Annotated in this window: 27 protein-coding genes; 15 read left to right on the top strand and 12 right to left on the bottom strand. The window is 68.6% G+C overall.

Annotated features, from left to right (window positions below; all coding sequences use genetic code 11):
• Window positions 1–8: 8 nt before the first annotated feature.
• The 8 genes from pyrG to C457_RS12670 all read left to right on the top strand — a co-directional run bounded on the left by pyrG (window position 9) and on the right by C457_RS12670 (window position 7,097).
• Window positions 9–1,658, top strand: a complete 1,650-nt coding sequence (gene pyrG / locus C457_RS12705; protein WP_008095181.1) for a glutamine hydrolyzing CTP synthase — start codon at window positions 9–11, stop codon at window positions 1,656–1,658.
• Window positions 1,658–2,575, top strand: coding sequence for a glutamine-hydrolyzing GMP synthase (gene guaA, locus C457_RS12700; RefSeq protein WP_008095180.1), 918 nt, complete (start codon window positions 1,658–1,660; stop codon window positions 2,573–2,575). Before pyrG ends, guaA begins: the two co-directional genes overlap by 1 nt.
• Window positions 2,572–2,892 (top strand): DUF7126 family protein, encoded by a 321-nt coding sequence (locus C457_RS12695; RefSeq protein ID WP_008095179.1) that lies wholly within the window; start codon window positions 2,572–2,574, stop codon window positions 2,890–2,892. The genes guaA and C457_RS12695 overlap by 4 nt, the downstream gene beginning before the upstream one ends.
• A gap of 356 nt (window positions 2,893–3,248) precedes the next feature.
• A complete protein-coding gene (locus tag C457_RS12690; RefSeq protein ID WP_008095178.1) occupies window positions 3,249–4,211 on the top strand; it encodes a beta-ribofuranosylaminobenzene 5'-phosphate synthase family protein in 963 nt (320 codons plus the stop codon).
• A gap of 92 nt (window positions 4,212–4,303) precedes the next feature.
• On the top strand, window positions 4,304–5,140 hold the full coding sequence (locus C457_RS12685) for an RAD55 family ATPase (RefSeq protein ID WP_008095177.1): 837 nt from the start codon (window positions 4,304–4,306) through the stop codon (window positions 5,138–5,140).
• 76 nt (window positions 5,141–5,216) lie between these two features.
• Window positions 5,217–6,125 (top strand): hypothetical protein, encoded by a 909-nt coding sequence (locus C457_RS12680; protein ID WP_008095176.1) that lies wholly within the window; start codon window positions 5,217–5,219, stop codon window positions 6,123–6,125.
• Window positions 6,126–6,140: 15 nt separating this feature from the next.
• Entirely contained in the window at window positions 6,141–6,686 is a 546-nt protein-coding gene (locus C457_RS12675; protein WP_008095174.1) for a hypothetical protein, read from the top strand.
• An 81-nt stretch (window positions 6,687–6,767) separates the two neighbouring features.
• Window positions 6,768–7,097: a transcription factor S gene (locus C457_RS12670; protein ID WP_004042747.1), complete on the top strand. Its 330-nt coding sequence runs from the start codon at window positions 6,768–6,770 to the stop codon at window positions 7,095–7,097.
• Between the two features lie 48 nt (window positions 7,098–7,145).
• On the opposite strand, the gene C457_RS12665 is transcribed toward C457_RS12670, so the two are convergent.
• Together C457_RS12665 and C457_RS12660 are read right to left on the bottom strand one after the other, a co-directional pair.
• Window positions 7,146–8,231: a hypothetical protein gene (locus C457_RS12665; RefSeq protein WP_008095171.1), complete on the bottom strand. Its 1,086-nt coding sequence runs from the start codon at window positions 8,229–8,231 to the stop codon at window positions 7,146–7,148.
• Window positions 8,232–8,339: 108 nt separating this feature from the next.
• Window positions 8,340–8,978 (bottom strand): dienelactone hydrolase family protein, encoded by a 639-nt coding sequence (locus C457_RS12660; protein WP_008095170.1) that lies wholly within the window; start codon window positions 8,976–8,978, stop codon window positions 8,340–8,342.
• 54 nt (window positions 8,979–9,032) lie between these two features.
• Here C457_RS12660 and C457_RS12655 point away from each other — a divergent pair, with 54 nt between their 5' ends.
• Entirely contained in the window at window positions 9,033–9,866 is an 834-nt protein-coding gene (locus C457_RS12655) for a PspA/IM30 family protein (protein ID WP_008095168.1), read from the top strand.
• A 135-nt stretch (window positions 9,867–10,001) separates the two neighbouring features.
• Window positions 10,002–11,102, top strand: coding sequence for a hypothetical protein (locus C457_RS12650; RefSeq protein WP_008095166.1), 1,101 nt, complete (start codon window positions 10,002–10,004; stop codon window positions 11,100–11,102).
• A 47-nt stretch (window positions 11,103–11,149) separates the two neighbouring features.
• Here C457_RS12650 and C457_RS12645 read toward each other — a convergent pair whose 3' ends face one another.
• The 6 genes from C457_RS12645 to C457_RS12620 all read right to left on the bottom strand — a co-directional run bounded on the left by C457_RS12645 (window position 11,150) and on the right by C457_RS12620 (window position 16,322).
• Entirely contained in the window at window positions 11,150–12,187 is a 1,038-nt protein-coding gene (locus C457_RS12645; protein ID WP_008095163.1) for a dipeptide epimerase, read from the bottom strand.
• Entirely contained in the window at window positions 12,188–13,213 is a 1,026-nt protein-coding gene (locus C457_RS12640; RefSeq protein ID WP_008095162.1) for a DUF1611 domain-containing protein, read from the bottom strand.
• Window positions 13,214–13,337: 124 nt separating this feature from the next.
• On the bottom strand, window positions 13,338–14,270 hold the full coding sequence (locus tag C457_RS12635; protein ID WP_008095161.1) for a Vms1/Ankzf1 family peptidyl-tRNA hydrolase: 933 nt from the start codon (window positions 14,268–14,270) through the stop codon (window positions 13,338–13,340).
• 87 nt (window positions 14,271–14,357) lie between these two features.
• Window positions 14,358–14,765, bottom strand: coding sequence for a DUF5802 family protein (locus C457_RS12630; RefSeq protein WP_008095160.1), 408 nt, complete (start codon window positions 14,763–14,765; stop codon window positions 14,358–14,360).
• 206 nt (window positions 14,766–14,971) lie between these two features.
• The gene (locus tag C457_RS12625; RefSeq protein ID WP_008095159.1) at window positions 14,972–15,292 is read right to left on the bottom strand and encodes a hypothetical protein; all 321 of its coding nucleotides are present in this window, start codon (window positions 15,290–15,292) and stop codon (window positions 14,972–14,974) included.
• The gene (locus C457_RS12620; protein WP_008095158.1) at window positions 15,282–16,322 is read right to left on the bottom strand and encodes a zinc-binding dehydrogenase; all 1,041 of its coding nucleotides are present in this window, start codon (window positions 16,320–16,322) and stop codon (window positions 15,282–15,284) included. The genes C457_RS12625 and C457_RS12620 overlap by 11 nt, the downstream gene beginning before the upstream one ends.
• Window positions 16,323–16,556: 234 nt before the next feature.
• Here C457_RS12620 and C457_RS12615 point away from each other — a divergent pair, with 234 nt between their 5' ends.
• The 3 genes from C457_RS12615 to ilvD all read left to right on the top strand — a co-directional run bounded on the left by C457_RS12615 (window position 16,557) and on the right by ilvD (window position 19,904).
• Window positions 16,557–17,357, top strand: coding sequence for a helix-turn-helix transcriptional regulator (locus C457_RS12615; protein WP_049913574.1), 801 nt, complete (start codon window positions 16,557–16,559; stop codon window positions 17,355–17,357).
• Between the two features lie 99 nt (window positions 17,358–17,456).
• Window positions 17,457–18,053 (top strand): MogA/MoaB family molybdenum cofactor biosynthesis protein, encoded by a 597-nt coding sequence (locus C457_RS12610; RefSeq protein WP_008095156.1) that lies wholly within the window; start codon window positions 17,457–17,459, stop codon window positions 18,051–18,053.
• A gap of 96 nt (window positions 18,054–18,149) precedes the next feature.
• Complete coding sequence (ilvD, locus tag C457_RS12605; protein ID WP_008095155.1) at window positions 18,150–19,904, top strand: dihydroxy-acid dehydratase; 1,755 nt, start codon at window positions 18,150–18,152, stop codon at window positions 19,902–19,904.
• Window positions 19,905–19,946: 42 nt separating this feature from the next.
• Here the strand turns inward: ilvD and C457_RS12600 are convergent, their stop codons facing one another.
• The 3 genes from C457_RS12600 to C457_RS12590 all read right to left on the bottom strand — a co-directional run bounded on the left by C457_RS12600 (window position 19,947) and on the right by C457_RS12590 (window position 21,552).
• Window positions 19,947–20,207 (bottom strand): hypothetical protein, encoded by a 261-nt coding sequence (locus C457_RS12600; protein WP_008095153.1) that lies wholly within the window; start codon window positions 20,205–20,207, stop codon window positions 19,947–19,949.
• 99 nt (window positions 20,208–20,306) lie between these two features.
• Entirely contained in the window at window positions 20,307–21,269 is a 963-nt protein-coding gene (locus tag C457_RS12595; protein WP_008095151.1) for a D-2-hydroxyacid dehydrogenase, read from the bottom strand.
• A gap of 55 nt (window positions 21,270–21,324) precedes the next feature.
• On the bottom strand, window positions 21,325–21,552 hold the full coding sequence (locus C457_RS12590; protein ID WP_004974750.1) for a hypothetical protein: 228 nt from the start codon (window positions 21,550–21,552) through the stop codon (window positions 21,325–21,327).
• Window positions 21,553–21,882: 330 nt separating this feature from the next.
• Between C457_RS12590 and C457_RS12585 the strand changes: the two genes are divergently transcribed.
• On the top strand, window positions 21,883–23,268 hold the full coding sequence (locus C457_RS12585; protein WP_008095148.1) for an NAD(P)/FAD-dependent oxidoreductase: 1,386 nt from the start codon (window positions 21,883–21,885) through the stop codon (window positions 23,266–23,268).
• Between the two features lie 42 nt (window positions 23,269–23,310).
• Entirely contained in the window at window positions 23,311–23,754 is a 444-nt protein-coding gene (locus C457_RS12580) for a hypothetical protein (protein WP_008095146.1), read from the top strand.
• Window positions 23,755–24,071: 317 nt separating this feature from the next.
• On the opposite strand, the gene C457_RS12575 is transcribed toward C457_RS12580, so the two are convergent.
• Window positions 24,072–25,685, bottom strand: coding sequence for a lipopolysaccharide biosynthesis protein (locus C457_RS12575; RefSeq protein WP_008095144.1), 1,614 nt, complete (start codon window positions 25,683–25,685; stop codon window positions 24,072–24,074).
• Window positions 25,686–25,740 lie beyond the last annotated feature (55 nt).

The following is a 25,740-nucleotide window of genomic DNA, read 5'->3' as shown; positions in this document are numbered from 1 at the left end:
CGGTCAGTATGCCGACGGACGAATACGACCCAGAGATGGGGCGCAAGTTCATTTTCGTAACCGGGGGTGTCATGTCCGGTCTCGGGAAGGGTATCACGGCCGCGAGCACCGGCCGACTCCTGAAGAACGCCGGGTTCGACGTCACCGCGGTCAAGATTGACCCGTACCTGAACGTCGACGCCGGGACGATGAACCCCTACGAGCACGGGGAGGTGTACGTGCTGAAAGACGGCGCTGAAGTCGACCTCGACCTCGGGAACTACGAGCGGTTCCTCGGCGTCGACATGACCGCCGACCACAACATCACGACGGGCAAGACCTACCAGCACGTCATCCAGAAGGAGCGCGACGGCGACTACCTCGGGAAGACGGTCCAGATTATCCCGCACGTCACGGAAGACATCAAGCGCCGCATCCGCGAGGCGGCCGAGGGGACCGACGTGTGTATCGTCGAGGTCGGCGGCACCGTCGGCGACATCGAGTCGATGCCGTTCCTCGAATCGCTCCGCCAGTTCGCCTCCGAGGAGGAAGACGGCGACGTGCTGTTCACGCACGTCACGCTCGTCCCCTACTCGAAGAACGGCGAGCAGAAGACGAAGCCCACCCAGCACTCCGTCAAGGAGCTTCGGAGCATCGGCCTCCAGCCCGACATCCTCGTCGGCCGCGCCGACGACAAGCTCGAACCGGCGACGAAGACCAAAATCGCGCAGTTCTGCGACGTGCCGGACGCCGCCGTGTTCTCCAACCCCGACGTGCCGGACATCTACCACGTCCCGCTGATGGTCGAAGAGGAGGGCCTCGACGAGTACGTCATGGAGCGACTCGGCATCGCCGACGAGGCGCTTCCGAAGGAAGACCGCGACAGCCGCTGGCGCGAGCTCGTCACGGCCGACCGAACCGGCTCGGTCGATATCGCGCTCGTCGGCAAGTACGCCCTCGAAGACGCCTACATGTCCATCCACGAGGCGCTCAAGCACGCGGGCATCGAGTGCGGCGTCGACGTGAACATCCTCTGGGTCGACTCCGACGAGATGCTCGACAAGCACGAAGAGCGCCTGAAGGACGCCGACGGCGTCGTCGTCCCCGGCGGCTTCGGCTCCCGCGGAACCGGCGGGAAAATCGAAGCCATCCGCTACGCCCGCGAGAACGACATCCCGTTCCTCGGCCTCTGTCTGGGCTTCCAGATGGCCGTCGTCGAGCAGGCCCGGAACGTCCTCGGCCACGAGGACGCCCACTCGGCCGAACTCGACCCCGACACGCCGTACCCCGTCATCGACCTCCTGCCCGAGCAGTACGAGGTCGACGAGATGGGCGGCACGATGCGCCTCGGCGCGCACGACACCGACATCGACGCCGGCACGCTCGCGGAGGCGGTCTACGGCGACACCTCCTGTACGGAGCGCCACCGCCACCGCTACGAGGTGAACCCCGAACTCATCGACGAACTCGAGTCCGAGGGGCTCCGTTTTTCCGGCCGCGCCGAAAACCGCATGGAGATTCTCGAACTGACCAACCACCCGTTCTTCTTCGGGACGCAGTTCCACCCCGAGTTCCGCTCCCGACCCGACCGCGCGAGCCCGCCGTTCCTCGGCTTCCTCCGCGCGGTCCTCGGCGAACTCGACGCGCGCGAACTCGGCAACGAAGAGGTGACAGCATAATGGTAAACGTAGACGAATTCATCGAAGACGCGACCGCATCGATTCGTGACCAAATCGGCGACGAGCACGCCATCATCGCCCTCTCGGGCGGCGTGGACTCCTCGGTCGCCGCGACGCTCGCCTACGAGGCCGTCGGCGAGCAACTCACCCCGGTCTACGTCGACACCGGCCTGATGCGCAAAGGCGAGACCGAGCAGATTGCGGACACCTTCTCCTTCATGGAGAGCCTCCGCGTCGTCGACGCCCGGGACCGATTCTTCGACGCCCTCGACGGCGTCGTCGACCCCGAAGAAAAGCGCAAGGTCATCGGCGAGCAGTTCATCCGCGAGTTCGAACGCGAGGCGAAAGAGACCGACGCCCAGTACCTCGTACAGGGGACCATCTACCCCGACCGCATCGAGTCCGAGGGCAACATCAAGTCCCACCACAACGTCGGCGGTCTGCCGGACGTGGTGGACTTCGAGGGCATCGTCGAACCCGTCCGCGACCTCTACAAGGACGAGGTCCGCGAGGTCGCCCGCGCGCTCGGCCTCGAGTCCATCATCGCCGAGCGGATGCCGTTCCCGGGGCCGGGCCTCGCGGTCCGCGTCCTCGGCGAAGTCACGCCCGAGAAGGTGCAGGTCGCCCGCGACGCGTGTCACGTCGTCGAAGACGAGACCGAAAAGCACGAGCCGTGGCAGGCGTTCGCCGCCGTCATCGGCAAGGGCACCGGCGTCAAGGGTGACAACCGCGTCCACGGTTGGATCGTCTCGGTCCGCTCCGTGGAGTCGCGCGACGGCATGACCGCCCGCGCGCAGGAACTGCCGTGGGACACCCTCCAGCGCATCCAGTCGCGCATCACCGGAACGAACGAGAACGTCGCCCGCGTCGTCTACGACGTGACCCACAAACCGCCGGCGACCATCGAGTACGAATGACGACGGCAGTCGTCGCGGGGACCGACCCGGACGGACTCGGCGAGGCGCTCGAAACCGAGGGTGCGACGGTCGTCCGCGTCAGCGGTATCGCCTCCGCCGACTCGCTCGGCGAGGCCGGTATCGAGGACGCCGACCTGTTCGTGCTCACCGATATGGACGACGCGACGGCCATCTCGGTGGCGAAGGAACTGAACCCCGACGTGCGCGTCGTGACCTACGCCTACGACTCCCTCCCGGAGTTCGCCACGGCGCAGGCCGACCTCGCCATCGACCCGAACCTGCTCTCGGTCGACGTGGTCGCCGAAGAACTCGTCTGAGACGGTCAGGAACGCCTGACTGTCTCGACCCGAAGAGTTTTTTCAATAATTGATTTGTAGAAATATTGCTGGCTTTATGGACCTTCATGACGGTTGCAACTGTCGTCTTTCTCCCGGCGAACGATGCTGAAGAGCCTCGGCGCGACCGGACTGCTACTCGCCGGCGGCGCGACGACCGCGGCGGCACGGCCCCGATTTCAGTTCGCCCCGCTTTCGTTCTTCCTGCGCTTTCGAACGCTCGGCCCACCCTCTTCGACCGCCACGAGAGTCGAAACCGGCCGACAGCGGCGGGTGACTCCGGCCCGCGTTGCCATGGTCGAAACCCCCTTTTGGCGTCCCCGCCGATAGCCGGTGACATGGTCCGGGTCTCGACCGGCGCGCGCATCCACTTCGGCTTCCTCAATCTGAGCCTCGCCCGCGACCGCCTCTACGGCGGCGTGGGCGTCGCGCTCGACGAGCCGCGGGTGGTCGTCGCCGCCGAGCCCGCGTCCGAGGTTCGGTGTCGGCATCCCGCCGCCCGCGAGTACGCCGAGCAGGCGGTCGAACTTCTCGGCGTCGAGGGCGTCGACCTCTCGGTCGAGCGCACCCTGCCGCGACACGCCGGCCTCGGGAGCGGGACACAGCTCGCGCTCGCGGTGTTGCGGGCGGTCGGGGCCGCGACGGGCCGCGAGGCCGACGTGCGCCGACTCGCCCCCGAGATGGGTCGCGGCGGCCGCTCCGGCGTCGGCGTCGGCACCTTCGAAGCCGGCGGGGCCGTCCTCGACGCGGGCCACCCGACCGCGCGGTTCACCACCGACCGACCGGAAGACGGTTCGTGGTCGGTGCCGGCGGTCGCCGCCCGACACGAGATACCCGACCGCTGGCGGTTCCTGCTCGTCGTCCCCGACGTGGACCCCGGCCGCAACGGCGCGGCCGAGGAGTCGAGCATGCGCTCCGTCGTCGAGCGCGCGGACGCACAGACCGGCGACCGAATCGCCGGCATCGTCACCAGACGACTGCTCCCGGCGCTCGCCGAGGGGTCCGCCGAGCGCTTCGGCGAGGCCGTCGAGTCCGTCGGCCGGCTCAACGGCACGTGGTACGCCGACGAGCAGGGCGGCGTCTACCGACCGCCGGTCGGCGCGCTCGTCTCGTCGCTGTCCGAGTCGCCGGTCGTCTACGGCGCGGGTCAGTCGTCGTGGGGGCCGACCGTCTACGGCGTGACCGACGCCGACCACGTCGACGAGGCGGTCGAGGCGGGGCGGGCAGCGCTGGCTGACGCCGACATCGACGGAAGCGTCTCGGTCGCCCGCGGGCGGAACCGCGGCGCGAGCGTGGAGTGAGCGCGGGGGGCGACGGGGCGGGAGCGCCGGCGGCGGAACCTCGCGTCGCGCTCCCCGAAACGCCTAACCGACGCGGCCGAGTCGGGTTCGATATGTCTCAAATCCCCTTCGGCGTCCCCCGCCTCGACAGCATCATCGGCGGCGGCGCACCCCCGGGGAACGTCGTGCTCCTCGCGGGCGAGTCCGGCGCGGGCGCTCGGGAGTTCCTCTACACGAGCGCGACGATGAACGCCCTCTCGCACACCGACGAGGAGCTGTTCGACCTCCACTACGGCTCGCTCACGGACACCGCGACGCCGCCGCCGGAGATTCACTACGTCTCGTTTACCGCCGGCGAGGAGTACCTGCGCCGCGAGATGGGTTACACGATGGACGACGAACTCGTCGAATCCGCGGTCGAACACATCGAGTTCCACGACCTCTCGCCGGAGTACTTCCAACTCAGCCCGATTCCGCGCGAGTGGTACCTCGGCCAGCCGACGAAGTTGGAGGACCTCGGCCACCGACACAACCGCGAGTCCGTGCTGGGCGCGCTAGGGACCACCCTGAGTCAGCACGCGCCCGGCAACCTCGTCGTCATCGACTCCCTGACCGACCTCGTGGCGAGCCAGTCCGACGAGATGACGTGGTCTGACATCGCGATGGTCATCAAGGGACTGGAGAAAGCTTCCTACCAGTGGGGCGGGCTCATCCTCGTGCTCGTGAGCACCGAGGCGCTCTCGAAGACCGAACTCGGCGTCCTCAAGGGCGCGACCGGCGGCTCGCTGCTTTTCGAGTGGGAGTCCGGGGGGTCGAAGCGCGCGCGGACCATGGTCGTCCAGGAGTTCCGCGGCGTGCTCGCCCGGTTAGAGAGCGAGAACATCGTGCAGTTCGAGACCGAAATCAACGAGAGCGGCCTCGACGTGAGCGACGTGCGGAAGATTCGTTGATTCGACTGTCGAATCACCGAACAGTCGCGAATTCGGGGATAGTTCTTAAGGCTGCGTAGACAAACTGGAAACGAAGATGGAAGGGGAAGACGGGGTGTCGCTCCCAGACGACCTCCGCACGTGGGTCGAGGCGCGCGCCGACGAGGAGGGCGTCGACCCGGAGACGGTGCTCGCACGGGCCCTCGGGACCTATCGGCTCGCCGTGAGCGACGCGGGCGAATCGCTCGACGGCGCGGACGCGGTCTCGGACCGCCTCGGCGGGGTCGAAGCGCGCGTCGATGAGCTCGAAGGCGAACTGGACGAGAAGATATCAGACGTTCGGATGCGCGTCGTGCAGGTCAAGCGCGAGGCGGACGAGAAGGCTCCGCGCGACCACACGCATCCGGAGTTAGACGCCGAACTCGACCGACTGGCCGACGACGTGCGCGCGGCTCGGAACCGCGTGACCGACCTAGACGAGCGGGTCGACGCCGGCTTCGAGAACTTCGAGGAGATTCTCACCTACCTCGACGAGACGACCGCGACGCTCGACGAGAACCTCCGGACGGTCGCGCGGACGCTACTCGACCTCCGCGGTCGGGCGGCCGACCTCGAAGCCGCCGGCCTCGAACGACAGGCGCTCGCCGAACTCCTCCGCACCGCGAACGCGGCCGGCGAGAAGAAAGCGCGATGCGAGGAGTGCGACGAGACCGTCCACCTGGACCTGCTCGCGGAGCCCCGCTGTCCGTCGTGTCGGTCCCCGTTCCGCGAGCTGTCGTCCTCGCCCGGTTTCTTCGGGTCGGCGACGCTCCACACCGGCCGGCTCCCCGCGCTGGAATCGGCGGACGACGCCCGCGCGACCGACGAGGTCGCCGACCTCCTCGACGAGGCGATTACCGGCGTGGTCGACGACGCGACCGACGGCGACGACGACCGATACGCCTCCCGGGAGGAGGAGTCGGCTCAGCAGGGTGCCGCGGCGGGGAGCGAACACGGCGACGACTGAAGACTCACGAGGACGATGACCGACGACAACTCAACAGACGACGCGGCGGAGGGCGAGCCATCCGTCTCCGGCGACCGCGACGACTCATTCGGACGCGCCGACCCGGGAGACGACAGCGCCGAAGCCGTCCGCGCCCCGGACGGAAGCCGCGACGGGCGAAGCGACGACGCCGACTCGGCCCCGCTTTCGGACCTCGCCGGACGCGTGGCCGAACGCCGCGCTCGCTCGCGCGTCACCGACCAGCGCGACGAGACGGACGAACTCTTCGAGTCGGTCGAGGTCGGCGAACTCGACCGCGAGGACGTGTGGACGGCGCTCGTCGAAGGTGAAGACGACGAGCGCGCGACGGGCGTCGGCGTCGGAGCCGAGGCCACCCCCGTCGACGACGCCGACGGCGTCTCGGACCACGTCGTCCCCAAGACCGAGTTCTGCCAGCGCTGCGAGCACTTCGGCGACCCGCCGGCGCTCGCGTGCCACCACGAGGGGACGACCATCGTCGAACTCGAAGACAGCGACCACTTCCGGGTGCGGAACTGCCCGATGGTCGAGAAAGACGACTGACTGCGGCGCGGCGGGTCGGTTCTGATTCTCCCGACAGCGCGGAGTGACAGCTTCTTTGCCCTCGGTCCGCTACCGGCGGGTATGCAGTTCTGCGACGAGTGCGGTTCGATGATGGTGAGCCAGAACGGCGCGATGACCTGCACGAACGACGACTGCGGGGGGACCGCCGAGCGCGACGAGGAACTCGCGGCGGAGTTCGTCTCCACCGAGGCGCAGTCGGGCGACGAACTCATCGAGACCGAAGAGGGCGCGGAGTTCGAGGGCAAGCCCACCGCGAAGGACGTTCACTGCGACGACTGCGGCCACACCAAGGCGTGGTACACAATCAAGCAGACCGGGTCTGCCGACGAACCGCCGACGCGCTTTTTCAAGTGCCAAGAGTGCGGCTATCGGTGGCGGGAGTACAACTGAGACCCCGCCCCCCGACTTCTCCACACACTCACACCTTACCGAGCCGAGTCACCCGTCACCCAACTCCGCGGCCGTCACCGCACCCGGCCCGTCCTCGACTTCGTCCTCGGAATCGGCCGCGAGCGCGTAGCCGTACGGAAGGAGCAACAGGCTCCCGAACCAGCCGACGACGAGTCCCAGAGCGCCGAATATCGTCCCGACGAGGCCGATTGCGACGGCGTCGGCCGCGATGACGACGACGGTGAGCGCGACGCTCCAACCGACGAGCGACTTCCACGACCCGCGGCGAATGCAGAAGCCGGCGAACAGTCCGAAGGCGGTCACGGCGCCGATGCCGGGAACGAGGACGTAGCGCATGCCGAGCGAGCCCGTGTTGGTGAGCGTCGTCGCCAGCCACATGGCGACGAGCGTGCCGGGGACGACCAGTAGGGCGGTTCGGCGGTCCAGCGGGCGGGCGCGGCGGCGCATCCGGATGGCACCGAGGAGGCCGAGACCGGCGACGGTGTACGCCCAGCCGATGGGGTTGAACAGGAACCCACCGATGACGGCGAGAAAGTTCCCGAGAATCTCGCCCTCGTTCGCGGGGGAGACGAGATAGTGCGCGTCGCCGCGCTCGTAGAGCCCCGGCACGACGAACGTACTGTTGGTGACGGTGCCGCCGTCGATGGCCTCGCGCACGTCGGCGCTGGCGTTCGCGGCGGGCGACGACGCCGTGGCGGCGACGGTCTCCCAGTCGGTCGGGTCGAGTTCGATTGTCGCACGGACCGGGTCGCCCGAGACGTTCAGCGAGAAGCGGTAGTACCGGCCGTCGTAGACCGCGAACTCGGCGTCTTCGTTCACGTCCGAGAGGGTCATGTACGCCTCGGGCTCGATATCGCCGTCGTACCGGCCGGTCCGGGCGGCGGTGGCGACCGGCTCTCGGAGTTGCGGCGTCCGGTTGACCGTCGCGGCGAGGTTGACCACGCCGGGGTCGTAGGAGGCGACGAGGCCGGGCGGCGAATCGGCCGTCACCTCGTCGGCTTCGTACGTCGATTCGAGCGAGGAAGTAGAGGTGGCGACGGCGAACGACTGACTCAGCGCGACGCCGACGAGGAGAAGGGCGACGACGGCGGCGAGTCGCTTTCGGGGGACCATACGCCCGGCTTCGGAGCCGAGTCAAAAATGTCGTTCGGTCGAATTGTCATCGGTCGTTTCGTCGCGGGTCGCTGGCGTCGGAGGCGACCCCGTCTCCCACCCTCGTTCTCACTCGACGCCGAGGTTCGCGAGGAGGAAGTCGGCGACGGCGGCCGCGACCTTCGCCTCTTGGCCGACGAAGAAGTGGTCGGCCGCGAACTCGACGACCGGTTGGTGGTACTCGCGGGCGCGCTCGACGACGGGTTCCCAGTCGGCGATGTCGTCGCGGGTGCCGTAGACGACCTGCACGGGCACGGGGATGCGGTCGAAGGCCGCGATCGCGTCGAGGTCGTCGGCGAGTCGCCCGGCGGGGCCGAGCGCGGAGACGGCGTCCACGGCCGCGCCCTCGGCGGCCGCGAGGAGCGCCATCGCGCCGCCGAACGAGAAGCCGAACAGGCCCATGCGGTCGTAGCGTTCCGCGGCCCACTCGACCGCCCGGAGAGTGTCGGCGCGCTCGCCATAGCCCTCGTCCCACGCGCCGTAATCGAAGCGGAGGCAGTCGACGCCGCGGGCGGTGAGCGCGTCGCTGACGGCGACGAGGCGGCCGTCGCCGCGGTGGCCTTGGTGTTGTGGATGGGGCGGACAGGCGACGACGACGGCGTCGCTTCGGGTCGCCGGGTCGTTCGTGCCGTCCGCACCGTCTTCGCGGGCGCGGTCGAGGGTCGCCCGCACGTCGCGCCCCCCGGGAACGAGAATCGTCTCGGTCATAGAGACAGGTTGCGCTGGTGAGGTTTTAAGCCGAACGTCGCGTAGTAATTGGGTATGGGAATTCTCTCTCGCACGTCGTACGTCATCCGGTCGAAGATAAACGCCCTCCTCAACCGTGCGGAGGACCCGACCGAGACGCTCGACTACTCCTACGAGAAGATGCGCGACGAGCTACAGCAGGTCAAACAGGGTATCGCCGACCTGACCACCCAGAAGAAGCGACTGGAAATTCAGAAGCGCCGCCTCGAAGAGAACGTCGAAAAGCACAACGATCAGGCCCGCGAGGCCGTCCAGCAGGACCGCGAGGACCTCGCGCGCAAGGCGCTCGAAAAGAAGCAGGCGAAGATGAGCCAAATCGAGGAGCTGGAGACCCAAATCGCCAGCCTGCAGGAGACGCAGGACCAGCTCGTCAACAAGAAGGACGAACTCCAGAGCCGCATCGAGGAGTTCCGCACGAAAAAAGAGACGATGAAGGCCCGCTACGAGGCCGCCGAGGCGTCGAGCCGCGTCTCCGAGGCGATGTCCGGCGTCGGCGACGAGATGGCCGACGTGGGGCGCGCGCTCGAACGCGCCGAGGAGCGCACCGACGAGATGGAGGCCCGCTCGGCCGCGATGGACGAACTCATGGACTCCGGCGCGTTCGACGACGCCCTGTCGGACAAGGACTCCATCGAGCGCGAACTCGAAGCCGGTCGCTCCAGCGCCGAGGTCGACACCGAACTGGAGACGCTCAAAGCCGAGATGGGTAAGTCGTCCGGGTCGTCGGACGCCGAAAGCGAGAGCGCCGCTGACGCCGACGTGGACGTCGAGACCGACGTGGCCGACGAGGAGGTCGAAGCCGAGCTCGAAGAGCTGAAGAACGAAGACGACTCGTCCTCTTCCTCCTGAGCACGCCCGCCGTCTCAATCTCTCTCGCCGCCTCAACCGCTCCGCCCCCCTACCGCCCCCACCGTCCCGCGACTCGGTCGCCCCTCCGACTAATCGCCAGTACGCACTTGACCCCACCCCGCGATAGCTTCGTCCATGTCGAACACCGGCGGCCCGTCGGCCGGCGAGCCCGACGACACGATGCGGGAGCGCGGGACGACGAGCCGCGCGAAACTACGCGCCCTCCTCGACGCGGACCGCCGCGTCGTCGCCGCGGCCCCGCTCGTCGTCATCTTCTGTAGCGTCGTCGTCCTCGGCCAACTGGACCCGACCCCGCTCCGGGTCGCCGTCGAGGCCTCGGACCCCATCGAAACGCTCGCGCAGGGGCTTCTCACCGCGATTATCACGGGTGTCACGCTCGTCGTCACCATCAATCAGCTCGTGCTCTCGCGCGAACTTGGCCCGCTGGGCGACCAGCGCGACCGGATGAAGGGGTCGATGACCTTCCGCGAGGACGTGGCGGACCTGCTGGACGCGCCGGTCGCGCCGCCGGAGCCCTCGGCGTTCCTGCGCGCACTGGCCGAGGGTATCGCGTCGCGGGCGCGGGCGGTCGAAGAGACGCTCGGTGCGGACGGTGACGCGGGCGAGAGCGGCGACGCGGACGCGAGCGACGTCGACGCCGCCGACGACCCGACGACCCGCGTCCGCGAGTTCGCCGAGGAGGTCGAGTCGAACGCCGAGGCGGTCGCGGGGCGCTTGGAAGGCCGGCAGTTCGGGACGTTCGCGGTGCTGTCGGCGGCGCTGGACCTGAACTACTCGTGGAAAATCTATCAGGCGGCGCGGCTCCGACGCGTCCACGACGCCGACCTCTCGGCGGAGACGAAGACCGCGCTGTCGGAGCTTCGCGACGCGCTCGAACTGTTCGGCCCCGCCCGCGAGCACGTCAAGACGCTCTATTTCCGGTGGGAACTGGTCGACCTCTCGCGGACGATGTTCTACGCGGCGGTCCCCGCGCTCGTGGCGAGCATCGGCGCGATTCTCTTTCTCGACGACCCGACGACGATTACGGGCGCGACGCTCGGCGTGTCGAACCTGCTTCTCACGGTCGCGTTCGTGGTGGCCGTCTCGCTCGCGCCCTTCGCGGTGCTCGCGGCCGCGGTTCTCCGAATTTCCACGGTCGCCAAGCGGACGCTCTCTATCGGGCCGTTCGTGCTCCGGTCGGAGACCCGCGAAGACGACCTCGACTGGGAGTCCTGAGGGAGTCGGAGGTCCCGCGACGACGTCGCGGCGTCACCGCGTCCGCGTCACCGACGCTGTGCGCCGGTTCCCGGGCGGTCGAGCGCGTCGAGGTCGATTTCGCCGTTCGGCATCGGGACGCCCTCGTAGGGGTCGTCCGCGAGGAGGAGCGAGCCGTCGAGGTCGGCGTAGTCGAGCAGCGGCGCGAGGTGACAGCCCGCCGCGATGGCGGCGTTCGTCTCTATCATGCAGCCGAGCATGACTTCCAGCCCGTGGGCGCGGGCGGCGTGGACGGCGCGTTTCGCCTCTGTGAGGCCGCCGCACTTCATCAGTTTGAGGTTCGCGATGTCGACCCGGTCGGCGACTTTCGGGATGTCGTCGGCCGTGATACAGGACTCGTCGGCCGCGATGGGGAGCGCGCCGTGGTCGTAGACGAACTTCAGCCCCTCGCGGTCCTCCGCGGGGACCGGCTGTTCGACGAACTCGACGCCGTGGTCGGCGAGGAACTCGGTCATCTCGACGGCCTCGCGGGGCGTCCACGCCTCGTTGGCGTCGACCCGGATGGTCACGCCGGGGGCCTCGTCGCGGACGGCCTCGACGATAGCCCTGTCGCGGTCGGTGCCGAGTTTGACCTTGAGCACGTCGTAGCCGGCCTCGTAGGCCTCCGCGGTCTTCTCGCGCATCGTGTCGAGGTCGTCGAGGCCGACGGTGTACGACGAGGTGGGCGTCTTCGAGGGGTCGAGCCCCCAGAGGCGGTACAGCGGGACGCCGAGGCGCTTGGCCGCGAGGTCGTGGAGGGCGATGCTCACGGCGGTCCGCGCGGCCGGGTTGCGGCGGACCGTCTCGGCCAGTCGGCGCTCGATGCGGTCGATGGCGTGGGCGTCGCCGACCTGCTCGACCACCGAGAGCAGGTCCGGAAGCACGGCCTCGACGGTGTCGGCGGTCTCGCCGTAGTGCGACGACGGGGCGGCCGCGCCGACGCCCGTCATGCCGCCTTCGTCCTCGATTCGGACGACGACGTTCTCGGCTTCGGTCTGGACGCCGCGGGCGATGCCGAACGGCTCGGCCAGCGGCATCGAGACGCGCTCGAACTCGGTCGCGAGCATCTAGAACACCTCGTCGACGAGGTCGGCCGAGCCGAACCGGACGGGGTCGACCGCGGGGACGCCGAGTTCGTCGGCGAAGGTGTCGACGGCCTCGGCCGCCTCCACGTCGTCGTCGACGTGGGAGGTGTTGAGCATCCCGGCGACCACGTCGGCCTCGTGGACCGGGGCGGCGAGGTTCTCGTACAGCGAGACGTACTCCGAGAGGTCGGGCAGGGCGAACTCCTCGTAGCCGTGAATCGCCTCGCGGGTGGCCTCGTGACAGAGAACGAGCTTGTCGGCCATCGAGCCGTGGAGGATGCCGCAGGTGACCGCGGAGTACGCCGGGTGGACGATGCTTCCTTGGCCCTCGACGAACAGCACGTCGTGTTCGTCGCCCTTTTTGAGAATCATCTCCTCGACCGCGCCGGCGGTGAAGTCGCTCACGACGCGGTCGACGGGGTTGCCCCACCCGGCAATCATGATGCCGGTCTGGCCGGTGGGGATGAAGCCCGCGTCGATGCCGCGCTCGCGGGCGGCCTCGACGAGTTCGAGCGTCGCGGTCATCTTGCCGACCGAGCAGTCGGTTCCGACGGTGAGGACGACTTCCGCGTCCACGTCGGCCGATTTGCCCTGCGCGACGCCGAGGTCGTCGTGAGGCTTGCGAACGTCGTTGATGTCGCAGCCGTGTTCGTCGGCGAGTCGGACGAACTCCTCGTCTTCGGTGAGGAAGTAGTGGAGGCCGGAGATGAGGTCGCAGCCGCGTTCGAGGGCGGTGCGAACGTCGTCGCGCCACGTCTCGTCGAACGCGCCGCCGATGGGCGAGATGCCGATGAGGAGGGCGTCGGCGTCGGGCGCGTCGGCCATCGAGGAGACGACCGGCACGTCGGGGAGGTCGCGGCGGTGATCGGCGGCGGAGGTGCCGGGGTTGTCGCGGTCGAGGACGGCCACCACGTCGTAGTCGGCGTACTTCAGGACGCCCGTGGCGGTCTTCGCGCGGTCGGGGAACTTCTCGTGTGCGAGGACGACGACTCGCTGTGGGTCGCTCATACTGGGTGACACTACGTGCCACCCTAAAAGGTGGGACGGTTCGGCGGCGACCGTCGGGTCGCGTCGCCGAGTCGTCTGCGACTATTCGGGACGACAGGGAGCGCACCGCGGCGTCGCCGCCGGCTCAGAGCCGGTAGAGCCGCGTGGTCCAGAACTCTCTGGACGCCTCCGTGAGCGCCACTTCGGGGTCGCCGCTGGCGTCCACGGTCGCGGTCAGCGCGGCCCGGTCGCGGAACTCGCCGAGGACGGTCCGCTCGCCGAGGACGACGAGGTCGACGTCGCCGCCGGCGGCACCCGCGCCCGCGCCGGAACCGCCGTCGAGGAACTCGTCGAGCGCCTCGTGACAGCGGTCGAGGTGGTCGTCGATTTGGCCCTCGCGGATGCGCTCGAATCGCCCCTGCGAGAACCCGCCTTTCGAGTGGGCGGACTTCACGTCGCTCTCGAAGCCCTCGACGAACGAGAGGTCGCCGCCCTCGTAGCGGCCGAGAGCGAACAAGTCGCCGCGGACGAGCGCGACGACGGTGGTCTCGGTCGGGTGGAACCACGCCGGGTCGAGGTCGAAGCCGTCGCTCCACGCGTCGAAGCCGTCGGGTTGCCGCGGCGGTGAGAGCGCGACGGTCACGACTCCGGCGTCGTCGGCGAGCGCGACGCAGGGCGCGGCCCGTCGGACGAGCGAGGCCCGGTCGCCGAAGGCGGACTCGACGGCCGAGGGGAGCGAGCGGTCGTCGGTGACGGCGGCGGTGAGCGCGCCCTCCGCGTCGGTCGAAAGCGAGTCGAGGCGGGACAGCACCTCGCGGAGACGGTCGCCGCGGAGGTCCTCGGTGCCGCGGTAGTCGAGAGAGTCGTCGTCGCCCGAGAGGCGTTCTACGCGGTCTTCGAGTTCGGTGATGCGGTCTTCGAGGCGGTTGACCTCCTTCTCGGCTTCCTGTCGCGCGCGGGCCGCCTCCGTTCGGCGCTCGGACTCGCCCTCCAGACGCCCGGCTAGCGCGTCGCGTTCGTCTTCCAACTCGGCGATGCGCGCTTTGAGTTCGGCTCGACCCAACAACTCGTCCAGCATACACGGACGCGTGCGGGCCGACCACTTGAGCGTTCGGACGCGAGGCGGACGGCGCGGGAACCCGCTCGCCGCGACGGCGTCGGGGTCTCAGGCCAGCCTGTCGTCGGGTCGGTCCGGGCCGGGTCCGCCGGTCTCACCGGGACCGCCGGGGACGAGGCCGTCGAGGTCGTAGCCGGCGTACCGGAGCAACTCGGCGGCCCGCGGGGCGTCGGCGAGAAGCACCGGTCTGTCGTCCGGAAGCGCGTCCGCGTCCACGGCGTCTCGGGGAAGCGCGAGCGTTCCCGAGGGCACGCCGTCGTCGCCGACGACGGGGAAGTGGGCCGTGTCGAGTTTCATCACGAGCGGGTAGTCGACTCGCTCGACGCCGCGGCCGTCCGTGTAGACGCACTCGTTGAGTCGCTCGTGTTCCGTTCGGTGAATCGCCGCCTCGGCTCCGTCGTACGGTTCGACGTACAAGCGGCCGAGGAAGTAACTGCTGGAGAACCGTTCGAACATCTGTGCGTGTGAATGTCACCCACGGAACGGGATAAGCCTTGTCAGAACCATTTATATCGGCACGCAATTCCACCGCTGAGAGCCGGCGGCCGGGTGCGACACCGGCAGACGAGAGCGCGGCTCGGATGCGAGAGAATCGGGGTGAAAACGAAAACGGGCGTCGCGTCTCGACTCCCCGAAAGAGCGGTTTCGACGGGTCGGTCGGCTCAGTCACCGCCGCGGGTCGCCGCGGTCATCGACCAGACGGCGACGAGGCCGAGCGCGAGCGCCGGGAGCATCGGCAGGGCCAGCATGGCCGCGAGGTACGGCAGGCCGGCCATCGCTGGGAGCGACGGCACGAGGTACACCGCGCCGGGGATGACGAGGAAGCAGAGCGCGACGACGCCGACGAGCACCCAGCCGCGGTCACCGAAGCCGGTCGCCTCCGGCTCCGAGCTACCGCCGCCGACGGCGACGCCGTCCGGCCGGTGGACGTAGGTGTCGGACTCGGCGGTCGCGTCGTCCCGAGTCGTGGTGTCAGAGCTCACTATCTGGGATTACGACCACCTTGCCAAAGCCCTGTCGCTCCTCGATGAGTTCGTGCGCGCGGTCGATTTCGCTCATGGGAAGCGTCTCGCGGATGCGGGGTTCGAAGGTGCCGTCCCAGACGAGGTCGAGCACTTCGTCGGCCTCGCCGGGCGTCGCCATCGTCGAGCCGATGACCGAAAGCTGGTTCCAGAAGATGTAGTTGAGGCCCGCGCCCGGGTCGGGACCGGTCGTCGCCCCGCAGGTGACGACGCGGCCGCCCTTGACAAGGCTCTTGAGCGACTGCTTGTAGGTCGCTTCGCCGATGTGGTCGACGACCATGTCGACGCCGCGGCCGTCCGTGAGCTTCCGAATCTCCTTCGAGAAGTCCTCCTCCTCGTAGTTGATGACGTGGTCCGCGCCGCACTCCTTCGCGTACTCCAGTTTCTCGTCGGTGGAGGCGGTCGCGTACACTTCCGCGCCCGCGTAGTCGGCGATTTGGACGGCCGCGTGCCCGACGCCGCCGGACGCGCCGAGGACGAGCACCTTCTCGCCGGGGCGCAGTTCGCCGCGGTCGACGAGCATCCGCCACGCGGTCTGGAAGACGAGCGACGCGGAACCGGCGACCTCCCACGGCACGTCCTCGGGGACGGGCACGAGGTTCTCCTCGGGAACCGCCGCGAACTCGGCGTGGACGCCGCGGACGTGCTCGCCGATGATGTGGAAGTCCGGCGCGAGCGTCGGGTCGCCCTTTCGGGAGAACTCGTCGCCGCCGCCGGCGACGCCCGCGATGAGAGCGACGTGGTCGCCCGCCTCGAACCGGGTCACGCGCTCGCCGACCTCGGTGACGACGCCGGCCATGTCGCTGCCGGGGATGTGCGGCATCTCCAACTCGACGCCCGGAAGACCGCGTCGCGTCCAGATGTCGAGGTGGTTGAGCGACGCCGCCTTCACGTCGACGAGGACCTCGTCGGGGCTGACCTCCGGGTCCGGGAAGTCGCCGTATTCGAGGACGTCTCGGTCGCCGTGTTCCGTGAATTGGACCGCTTTCATCTCGACTTCACCGAGGGAGGGTAGGAACTAAAGTGTGGGTTTACGCCAATCGTCTTTCCTCTATTTCGACATTTAACGTAATTTCATAGGTGTCAAAACCTATCGGTGCGAAGATATATACGACGCAGGGTACCCAACACAGTCGGGTTTGGCAGTCGCGCTCGCCGACGGGATCAGCGGGCTGAACAGCCGGGCCGACAGTCGTCGGACCCTGCTCCGAAGAGAGGCACGCACGTGACCAGAGACGGGACTTCAGCACAGCTCTCGCGTCTGCTCGTGAGGCGGTCGGCGTTCGTCCGAGCGCTCGCGGAGCGACCGCGAGACAAGCGCGGGCTCGCCGACGACCTCGGTACGTCGCGTTCGACGGTCGACCGCGTCGTCCGCGAACTGCTCGACGCCGGGCTCGTCGAGCGCGGCGACGGCGAGTACCGACTGACGTGCGTCGGCCGGCGCGCGCTCGACGCGTACGACGAGTGTCTCGACTCGCTCCGCGGCGTCTACGCGGCCCGAGACCTCCTCTCGATGCTCCCGGTCGACGCGCCGCTCGACCCCGCGTTCTTGACGGGCGCGACGGTGCACACGTCGAGTCCGAACATCCCGGACAGCGCGATTCAGGAGCTGTTTTCGAGCGTCGAGAGCGCGGAGCGAGTCTACGGCGTCGCCCCGGTCGCGCTCGTCGGTCAGCTCCGCCCGTTCTACGAGACGGCGACGGCCGGCGGGACGGTTGTCGAGATGATAATCGCCGACGAGCTGTTCGACCGTCTCGTCGCCACTCCGGACTCTCACGCGGTCATCGCCGACCAGCTCCGACACGAGTCGGTGACGCTCTACCGGGCCGAGGTCCCGTTCCGGTTCGGCCTCTGGGTGACGGAAGACGAGGCGGGCATCGTCGTCTACACCGACACCGGCCTCGGCGGGGTCGCCCGCAACGATACCGAAGACGCGGTCGAGTGGGCCAACGAGCAGTTCGAGACGCTCCGCGAGAACGCAGAACGCCTGACGCTCGATGACCTCGACGAAGCCGACGGCGAGTGAGCCGCACCGCTCGGCGGTGAACTGTCCGGCCGGCCGCCGCGAGCCAGCGACCGCCGGGCCGACGCGGGAATTTTATCGCCAGACGACGAAGCCGCGGCCGTGAGCGACCACGACCACGGCGAGAGCCACGGAGCCGGAGACGACAGCCATCACCACGACCACGACGGTCACCACGGCGACGGCGAACACGACCACGACCATCACCACCACGACATCGACGACCTCGACGCGGCGGTACTGACGGTTTCGTCCACCCGCGACGTGGACGACGACCCGGCGGGCGACGCGATAGCGGAACTGCTCCGAGAGGCCAGACACTCGGTGTCGGTCCGGCGGGTCGTCGACGACGACTACGACGAGATTCAGACCGCGGTCGCGCGGATGGCCGACCGCGGCGACGTCGACGTGACGGTCACGACCGGCGGGACGGGCGTCACGCCCGACGACCGGACCGTCGAGGCGGCGACCCAGTTGTTCGACAAGACGCTTCCGGGCTTCGGCGAGCTGTTCCGGCGGCTCTCGTACGACGAAATCGGCACCAAGGTCGTCGGCACCCGCGCGACCGCGGGCGTCGTCGACGGGATGCCGACGTTCTGTCTGCCGGGGAGCGAAAACGCCGCCCGACTCGGGACCGCGGAGATAATCGTCCCGGAAGCGCCGCATCTCACCGGCCTAGCTCGGCGCGACGAGGAGTAGGTAAGTGCCCACAGAATCGGGGGTCCTCGGGCGAATCCGACTGCAACGTCTGCCCAGTCGCGGCCATTTAAGTTCGCGCACACGCTCCGAAGAGGTATGAGCCAGCAGTCCCCACGCGAGGAGGACCCGGACGACGTGTTCTCCAGCGGTAAGGACCCGAACCTCCGCAGCACGGAGGTCACGGAGGGTCCCGACAAGGCCCCGCACCGTGCGATGTTCCGCGCCATGGGCTTCGACGACGAGGACTTCTCGTCGCCGATGGTCGGCGTGCCGAACCCCGCCGCCGATATCACGCCGTGTAACGTCCACCTCGACGACGTTGCCGACGCGGCCATCGAGGGTATCGACGCCGCGGGCGGGATGCCCATCGAGTTCGGGACCGTCACCATCTCCGACGCCATCTCCATGGGGACCGAGGGCATGAAGGCCTCGCTCATCTCCCGCGAGGTCATCGCCGACTCCGTCGAACTCGTCTCCTTCGGCGAGCGCATGGACGCGCTCGTCACCGTCGCCGGCTGCGACAAGAACCTCCCCGGCATGATGATGGCCGCCATCCGGACGGACCTCCCCTCCGTCTTCCTCTACGGCGGTTCCATCATGCCCGGCCAGCACGAGGGCCGCGAGGTCACCGTCCAGAACGTCTTCGAGGGCGTCGGCACCTACGCCGAAGGCGACATGAGCGCCGACGAACTCGACGACCTCGAACGCCACGCCTGCCCCGGCGCGGGCTCCTGCGGCGGGATGTTCACGGCCAACACGATGGCCTCCATCTCCGAGGCGCTCGGAATGGCCCCCCTCGGCTCCGCCTCCGCGCCCGCCGAGTCCGACGAGCGCTACGAGAACGCCCGCCACGCCGGCGAGGTCGTCCTCGACTGCGTCGAAAACGACCGCCGCCCCTCCGACATCCTCACGAAGAAGTCCTTCGAGAACGCCATCACCCTGCAGGTCGCCACCGGCGGGTCGACCAACGCCGTGCTCCACCTGCTCGCGCTCGCCGCCGAGGCGGGCGTCGACCTCGACATCGAGGAGTTCGACGAAATCTCCCGACGCACGCCGAAAATCGCCAACCTCCAGCCCGGCGGCACGCGCGTCATGAACGACCTCCACGAAATCGGCGGCATCCCGGTCGTCATCCGCCGTCTCGTCGAGGCCGGTCTGTTCCACGGCGACGCGATGACCGTCACCGGTCGCACCATCGCCGAGGAACTCGACCACCTCGACCTCCCGGACGACGAGGGTCTCGAAGCGGACTTCCTCTACACGGTCGACGAGCCGTATCAGGAGGAGGGAGCCATCAAGATTCTCACCGGCAACCTCGCGCCCGACGGCGCGGTCCTGAAGGTGACCGGCGACGACGCCTTCCACCACACCGGCCCCGCCCGCGTCTTCGAGAACGAGGAGGACGCGATGCGCTACGTGCAGGAGGGTCACATCGAGGAGGGCGACGTCATCGCCATCCGCAACGAGGGTCCGCGCGGCGGCCCCGGCATGCGCGAGATGCTCGGCGTCACCGCGGCCGTCGTCGGACAGGGCCACGAGGACGACGTGGCGCTTCTCACCGACGGCCGGTTCTCCGGCGCGACGCGCGGCCCGATGGTCGGCCACGTCGCCCCCGAGGCCACCGAGGGCGGCCCCATCGGCCTCCTCGAAGACGGCGACGAGGTGACCGTCGATATCCCGAACCGCGAACTCTCCGTGGACCTCTCCGACGAGGAACTCGAAGCGCGGAAAGAGGACTGGGAACCCAAGCCGCCGGCGTACACCTCCGGCGTGCTGGCGAAGTACGCCCGCGACTTCGGCTCCGCTGCGAACGGCGCGGTGACGAATCCCGCGCTCACGCGCGACGAGTAACGACGAGTCGCCGCGGCGTCTCCCGCGACGCGACCACAGTCGTCAAAACAGGTGCACGCCGGACGTCCGGTACAGGGCGAACCCCCCGATTCCGAGTGCGGTTCCGACCGGTATCAGCGCAATCACTTTTCGCGGCTGTTCGGTGAACCCGTAGACGCACAGGCCGACCGGGACGGACAGCAGCACGTCTATCGTCCACTCCGGGAGGGCGGGCGAGAGCCCCGACCACGGAACCAAAAAGAGGAGTCCAGCGCCGCCGAAGAACGCGATGATTCGGTTCCACCGCCACGATGCGAACTGCACGGCGCAACCGACAGTAGCTACTGGATTGACAGTTTCGGTGCGGAACTCGGTCACGGTGTCGCCGACTGCGGGGTCGCGGAGTCGCCGAGTCGACTCGGATTAGGCCACGCGGTTCCGCAGGTCGTCGTCGTCGCCGGCGTCTAGTTTGTCGAGGTTCTCGGCGATGATGTCGGCCATGCGTTCCCAGTACTTCGGGGTGTGGCCGGCGTTGTGGGGGGGGATGAGGACGTTCTCGAAGTCCCAAAGCGGGTGGTCCGAGGGGAGTGGTTCGGGGTCGGTCACGTCGAGTGCCGCCCCGCGGATGCCGTTGCTCCGGAGTTGCGAGACGAGCGCGTCGGTGTCGACGACCGGGCCGCGGCCGACGTTGACGAGGACGGTGTCGGGGGCCATCGACGCGAACGCGTCGGCGTCGACGAGACCGCGGGTGGCGTCGGTCAGCGGGCACGCGATGACGACGTAGTCCCCGCGGGCGAAGGCGTCGTGGAGGCCCTGTTCGTCGTCGAAGCCGACGACCTCGTCGGTCGAGCCGCCCTTCTCCGGCGAGTAGCGCACGCCGACGGTCTCGACGCCGAACGGTTCGAGTCGGTCCACGATCGCCTCGCCGAGCGCGCCGAGACCGACGACGGTGACCGTCGAGTCCTGCAGTTCGACCGTCGGGTACGACTGCCAGACGCCGGCGTCCTGCTGGCGCTCCGCGACGTGGAAGCGGCGGGCGAAGTAGAGGAGGCTGCCGAGGACCTGCTCGGCGATGTTCGGGCCGTGGACACCGGAGGCGTTTGTGACGGCCACGTCGCGAGCCTCGAACGCCTCGATGGGGAGGTGGCCCGTGCCGGCGAACACGCAGGCGAACAGGTCGAGGTTCTCTGCGGCTTCGAGGTCCGCTTCGTCCGCGTCGAAGCCGGTCGCGACTCGCGCGCGGGAGAGGAGGTCTCGCTCCTCCGCGGGAGTCGTGGCGAGGGCGACCTCGCGGTCGGGGAGCCGCTCGCGGAGCGTTTCGGCGTACGCCTCGGCAGACAGGCCGTGAATCTTCTGCCGAAGCACCGCGATGTCTGGGTCGGACATGCTCGATGATTCTCGAAGTCGGTGATGAATCTGTCCGATTCGGCCGGGTGGACGCTCACTCGATGGGCTCCCGCCGTCGCGGGCGACGTTTCGAAATCGTACGGGTGACCGCGACGGCATCGACTGTCGGGTCGACGACGAACCGCGAGCCGTCTTCACCGAGTCTCCACGCAACGGGCGCATACCCCTGTGGGGCGGGGCCGCCGTCGACGAAGACGAGGTCGCCCGTCTCGTCGCGAAACACGACGGGCTCTCTCGGTTCGTCCGGCTCGTCTGCGGTCATTGACTCGGAGCTACCGCGCTCTCCGCTATAAACCTCCGCACTCAGTTATCAGCCCCGGTATTCAGCTAGATTCTGTTGACAAAAACGCCATACGCCGATGAAATTCATCGAGTCCTATGATTATCGGTAGTAGTATTTTGAAAGAGCGGTGAGCCACGTCACGGAATCGACCGGGGAGTTCCCGTCGAGAGGGCCGAGCGGCGGCGCGTCGAGCTGCGAACGCGGCGTTGCTGGAGCGCGGTCGGTGCAGCGCGCGGACGCGCGGCTCGAAACCGTCGGACGCCGCGTCGGTTCAGGGGGTTTAATACCCGAGCGAAGTGCTGTAGCGGTATGGAACGCGTAGATGTCGCCATCATCGGCGGCGGTCCGGCCGGCACGTCGGCGGCACACGCCGCGGCCTCGGCCGGGGCCTCCGCCCTGGTCCTCGAGAAGGGCGTCCCCCGAGCAGACCGACCGCGCCTCGGGCCCGACTCGACGGACGCGGCCGGTATCCTCGACTACTGGGTGGACATCATGGGCATCCACCCCGACGAGTTCCCCGACGACGTCGTGCTCGACATCCTCGACCGCGCGGAGTTCATCGGGCCGAACGAGTCGCTGACCCTTCGGAGCACCGGCATCGACTCCTCGTACGACGAGTTCGGCTACACCTTCCACCGGGCGAAGTTCGACGACTGGCTCCGCAGTCGCGCCGAAGACGTCGGCGCGGAGTACCGGGTGAAGGCCTCCGTCCGCGACGTGGAGACCGACCTCGACGCCGCCGGCGGCGACCCCCGGCACGTCGTCCGCCTCGCCAACGGCGAGGACGTGGGTGCTGACTTCGTCGTGCTCGCCGACGGCCCCCAGCGGACGGTCACGAACAAGGTGCTCGACGACCTGCTTCCGTTCCCCATCACGGACCGCCTGTCGTCGACCGAGGCGAACCACATCGCCTATCAGGAACACCGCGAGTTCCCGCCGGAACTGTTCGACGAGGTCGACGGCGCGATTAAGTTCTGGTGGGGCTACATGCCCGGCCACACGGCGTATCCGTGGATTTTCCCGAACGACAACAACGTCTGCCGGGTCGGCCTCACGATGCCCATCGGTCTCGACATCGACGAGGTCGAAGACCGCGAGGCGTACAAGCTCCTCCGCGAGGACGACGAGCGAATCCCGCAGGGCCGCGAGTACGTCCGCCGCCTCCTCGAACAGGAGTACGGCGACGAGTACGACATCGACGAGGACTTCCCCCTCGTCGAGGACCGCGGGAAGACGAAGGGGACCGAGACGTACGCCATCTCCTCGACGCGACCTATCGACTCGCCCGCGGCGGCCGGCATCGCCGTCACCGGCGGGGCGATGGGCGCGACCTCGGCCTTCCACGAGGGCGGCGACCACGTCGCCGTTCGGACGGGAGCCATCGCCGGGGAACTCGCCGCCGAGGGCGACCTGAACGACTACAACGACCGCTGGAAGGACGCCATCGGCGACGAAATCCTCCGGAACGTCGCCATGGCCGAAATCGTCCACGACTACGGCCCCGGCCAGTGGGACAAGACGTTCAAGGCGGCCCGGAAGCTCCTCGAAAAGGACGAGGGCTACAAGGCGTTCGGCGCCTCGAAGCTCAGCGCGGGGTTCAGCGCCGCCAAACTCGCCACGCAGTACCAGCGGACGAAGGTGAAGTACCGCAAGGGCAAGTACGTCCAACTGCGCGAAGACGAGTACGCGCTGTAGTCGACGGAAGACTTATCAGTTTCTCCGAATTTCTGTCAGTGGATGGCCGGTCGACCCTCTCGCCGTCAACTGCTCCGCCGCGGAGCCGCGGCGGTCGGCGTCGGGCTGACCGGCGGCCTCGCCGGCTGCTCGTCGCTTCGTGGGTGTACGTCGGCCGAAATCGTCCTCCGGGCGGAACTGGTCGGGAACGCCCCGGACGGGGCGACCGTCGTCGACGCCGCCGACCCCCGGGTCGCGAACAGCCCGTGGGTGCTGAAGGTGGTCGAAGCCGCCGCCGAGGGCCACCCGCGCGAGTCGAGTATCTCCGACTGCCTGAGCGACTACGACGCCCTCCGCGCGGACCTCGACGCGCTCCCGGCGTTCGACCGGTCCGAAGACCGTCTCTACTTCGTCCGCGTCAACGGGCAGGTCGTCCGACTTCGGGCCGTCTTCTTCGCCGGCGACGACGCCCGCCGGTCGGAACTCGTTTTACCCCCGGCGCGCTAGGGTCGACTGCGTACCTCAAGTCCCCGTCCGAGTGTTCCCGCTTCGGGAGCGATGACAGCACGGCGAACCCGGGTACGCAACAGCTACTGGCCGGCAGACGCCGGCGTACTTCGGAACGTCCGCGCCCGAAAGACGGACCGCCCGGCACGAGGGTTTCCCGGTCGACGCGGCACGCCGCCTCGGGATGAGACCGGCCGTTAGTGTTCTGGGCGACACCTTCTCTCGGTGAGAGACTTCGTCGACGCTCGTCAGCCGTCAGTCGCCAGTCGCCGGCCCGACTCGCGAGTGTGGCGAATCCGAAGCCCCGCGAGCAGCCGCTATCGGTCCCCGAACGTGTCGGACCGTTCACCGAGTGCCGCGCGTATCGCCCGGCGGTACCGGGCGGCCAACGCCGTCACCACGAGTCGGTCGCGGTCGTTGACGCCGAGCGCGACGAGCGCGACCACGTACGTCGCCGCGCCCAGCGTCGCGCCGGTGGCGACGACGACCGCACCGGCCCCGCCCAACGCCTCGCGGACGAAGAACATGACACCGGCCGCCGCGACGCCCGCGCCGAGCGGCTTGAAAAACGTCGCGTCGAAGGGCCACAGCCCCTCGAAGCGCCGCAGGAGGACGACTTGAATCGAGTTCTGGACGGCGATGGCGACGGCCGTTCCGAGCGCCGCGCCCGACAAGCCGAACGCCCGGACGAACGCGAACGTGAGGAGCGTGTTCAGCACGGCGAGCAGCCAGTCGAGCGCCATCCGAGCGTACTGGTGGTCGGTCATCATGAGCAGCCACCCCGTCGCGCCGACGGCGCTCCCGACTAAGACGCCGCCGAGGTAGACCACGAGTGGGACGTAGCCCGCCGTGAAGTTCGGGCCGAACACGGAGAGAATCGACCGCCCGTACACCGTGAGCACGACCAGTATCGGAACGACGCAGGTGACGATGAGCCGCGTCACCGCCGTGTACACCGCGTTGAGCGTTTCCATCTCGTCGTCGGCGTAGAGCGCCGACGCGACCGGCGGCAGGAGCATGTTGAACGAGAGGAGCGGAATCCACGCCAGCGTCACCAACACGAGTACGACGTTGTAGACGCCCGCCGCCTTCGCCGTCAGGAGGAACCCCACGAGCATCACGTCGACGCGGTTCTGGAACACCTTCCCGAGGCTGCTCAGCGCGATGGGCGCGGAGTGGTTGTAGAACCGCCGGGCCTCGGAGCGCACGCCGCGAAGACCGGGTCGGATACCGCTCGCCGAGACGGCCATCGGAAAGCCCACCAAGACGAGCACGGCCATGCCGACGACGAACGCGCCGGCGACGCCGACGAGCGAGTACCCGAGCGCCATCGCGCCGACGGCCCCCACCAGCCTGACCGCCGGGCGGAGGATGCGGTTGAAAAGCGCCTCGCCGCGGGCCGACTGCACGGCCCTGAGGATTCCCGCGTGGACCTGCACCAAGCCGACGAGGATAACCAGCGCCGCGAACAGGTGTATCGTCGGCGGGAAGTCAGGGTGCGAGACGGTCGCGGCGTTGAGCCGCCCGCTCGCGAGGACCAACCCGCCGGCGAATCCGAGACCGACGATGAGCGTCGTCAGATACGCCAGCCCCACCACTCGTCCCTGACGCGCGGGGTCGTCGTCGTGTGCGGAGAGGTACCGCTGGAGCGTCGGGACCGACCCGAAGTTCACGAGACGGAACAAGAGCTGGGAGACTCGCCACGCGAACGCGTAGACGCCGTAGACGACCGGGCCGAACCCCTGTGCGAGCGCGTACTCGGTCGCCGTCGTCAGCGCCCGCTGGAGCGACTGTCCGCCGGAGGCGACGACCGCGCCGTGGCCGATGGTCAAGAGCGCCTCGCGTTCGTCGTCAGAGATGTCGCTGTCAGGGACATCGTCGTCGGGGACGACGCCGTCGAGAGTATCGTCCGCGGCTGTTTCGGAGGGCACTGTCGCGTCTCTGTCGCTTGTCGGGGTCGAAAATAAGTCGCTTGATTCCCCCCCG

The organism is Haloferax prahovense DSM 18310 (assembly GCF_000336815.1).
Lineage (GTDB): Archaea > Halobacteriota > Halobacteria > Halobacteriales > Haloferacaceae > Haloferax > Haloferax prahovense.
The sequence above is the reverse complement of the archived record's forward strand: the minus strand, read 5'-3'. Positions and strand labels throughout refer to the sequence as shown.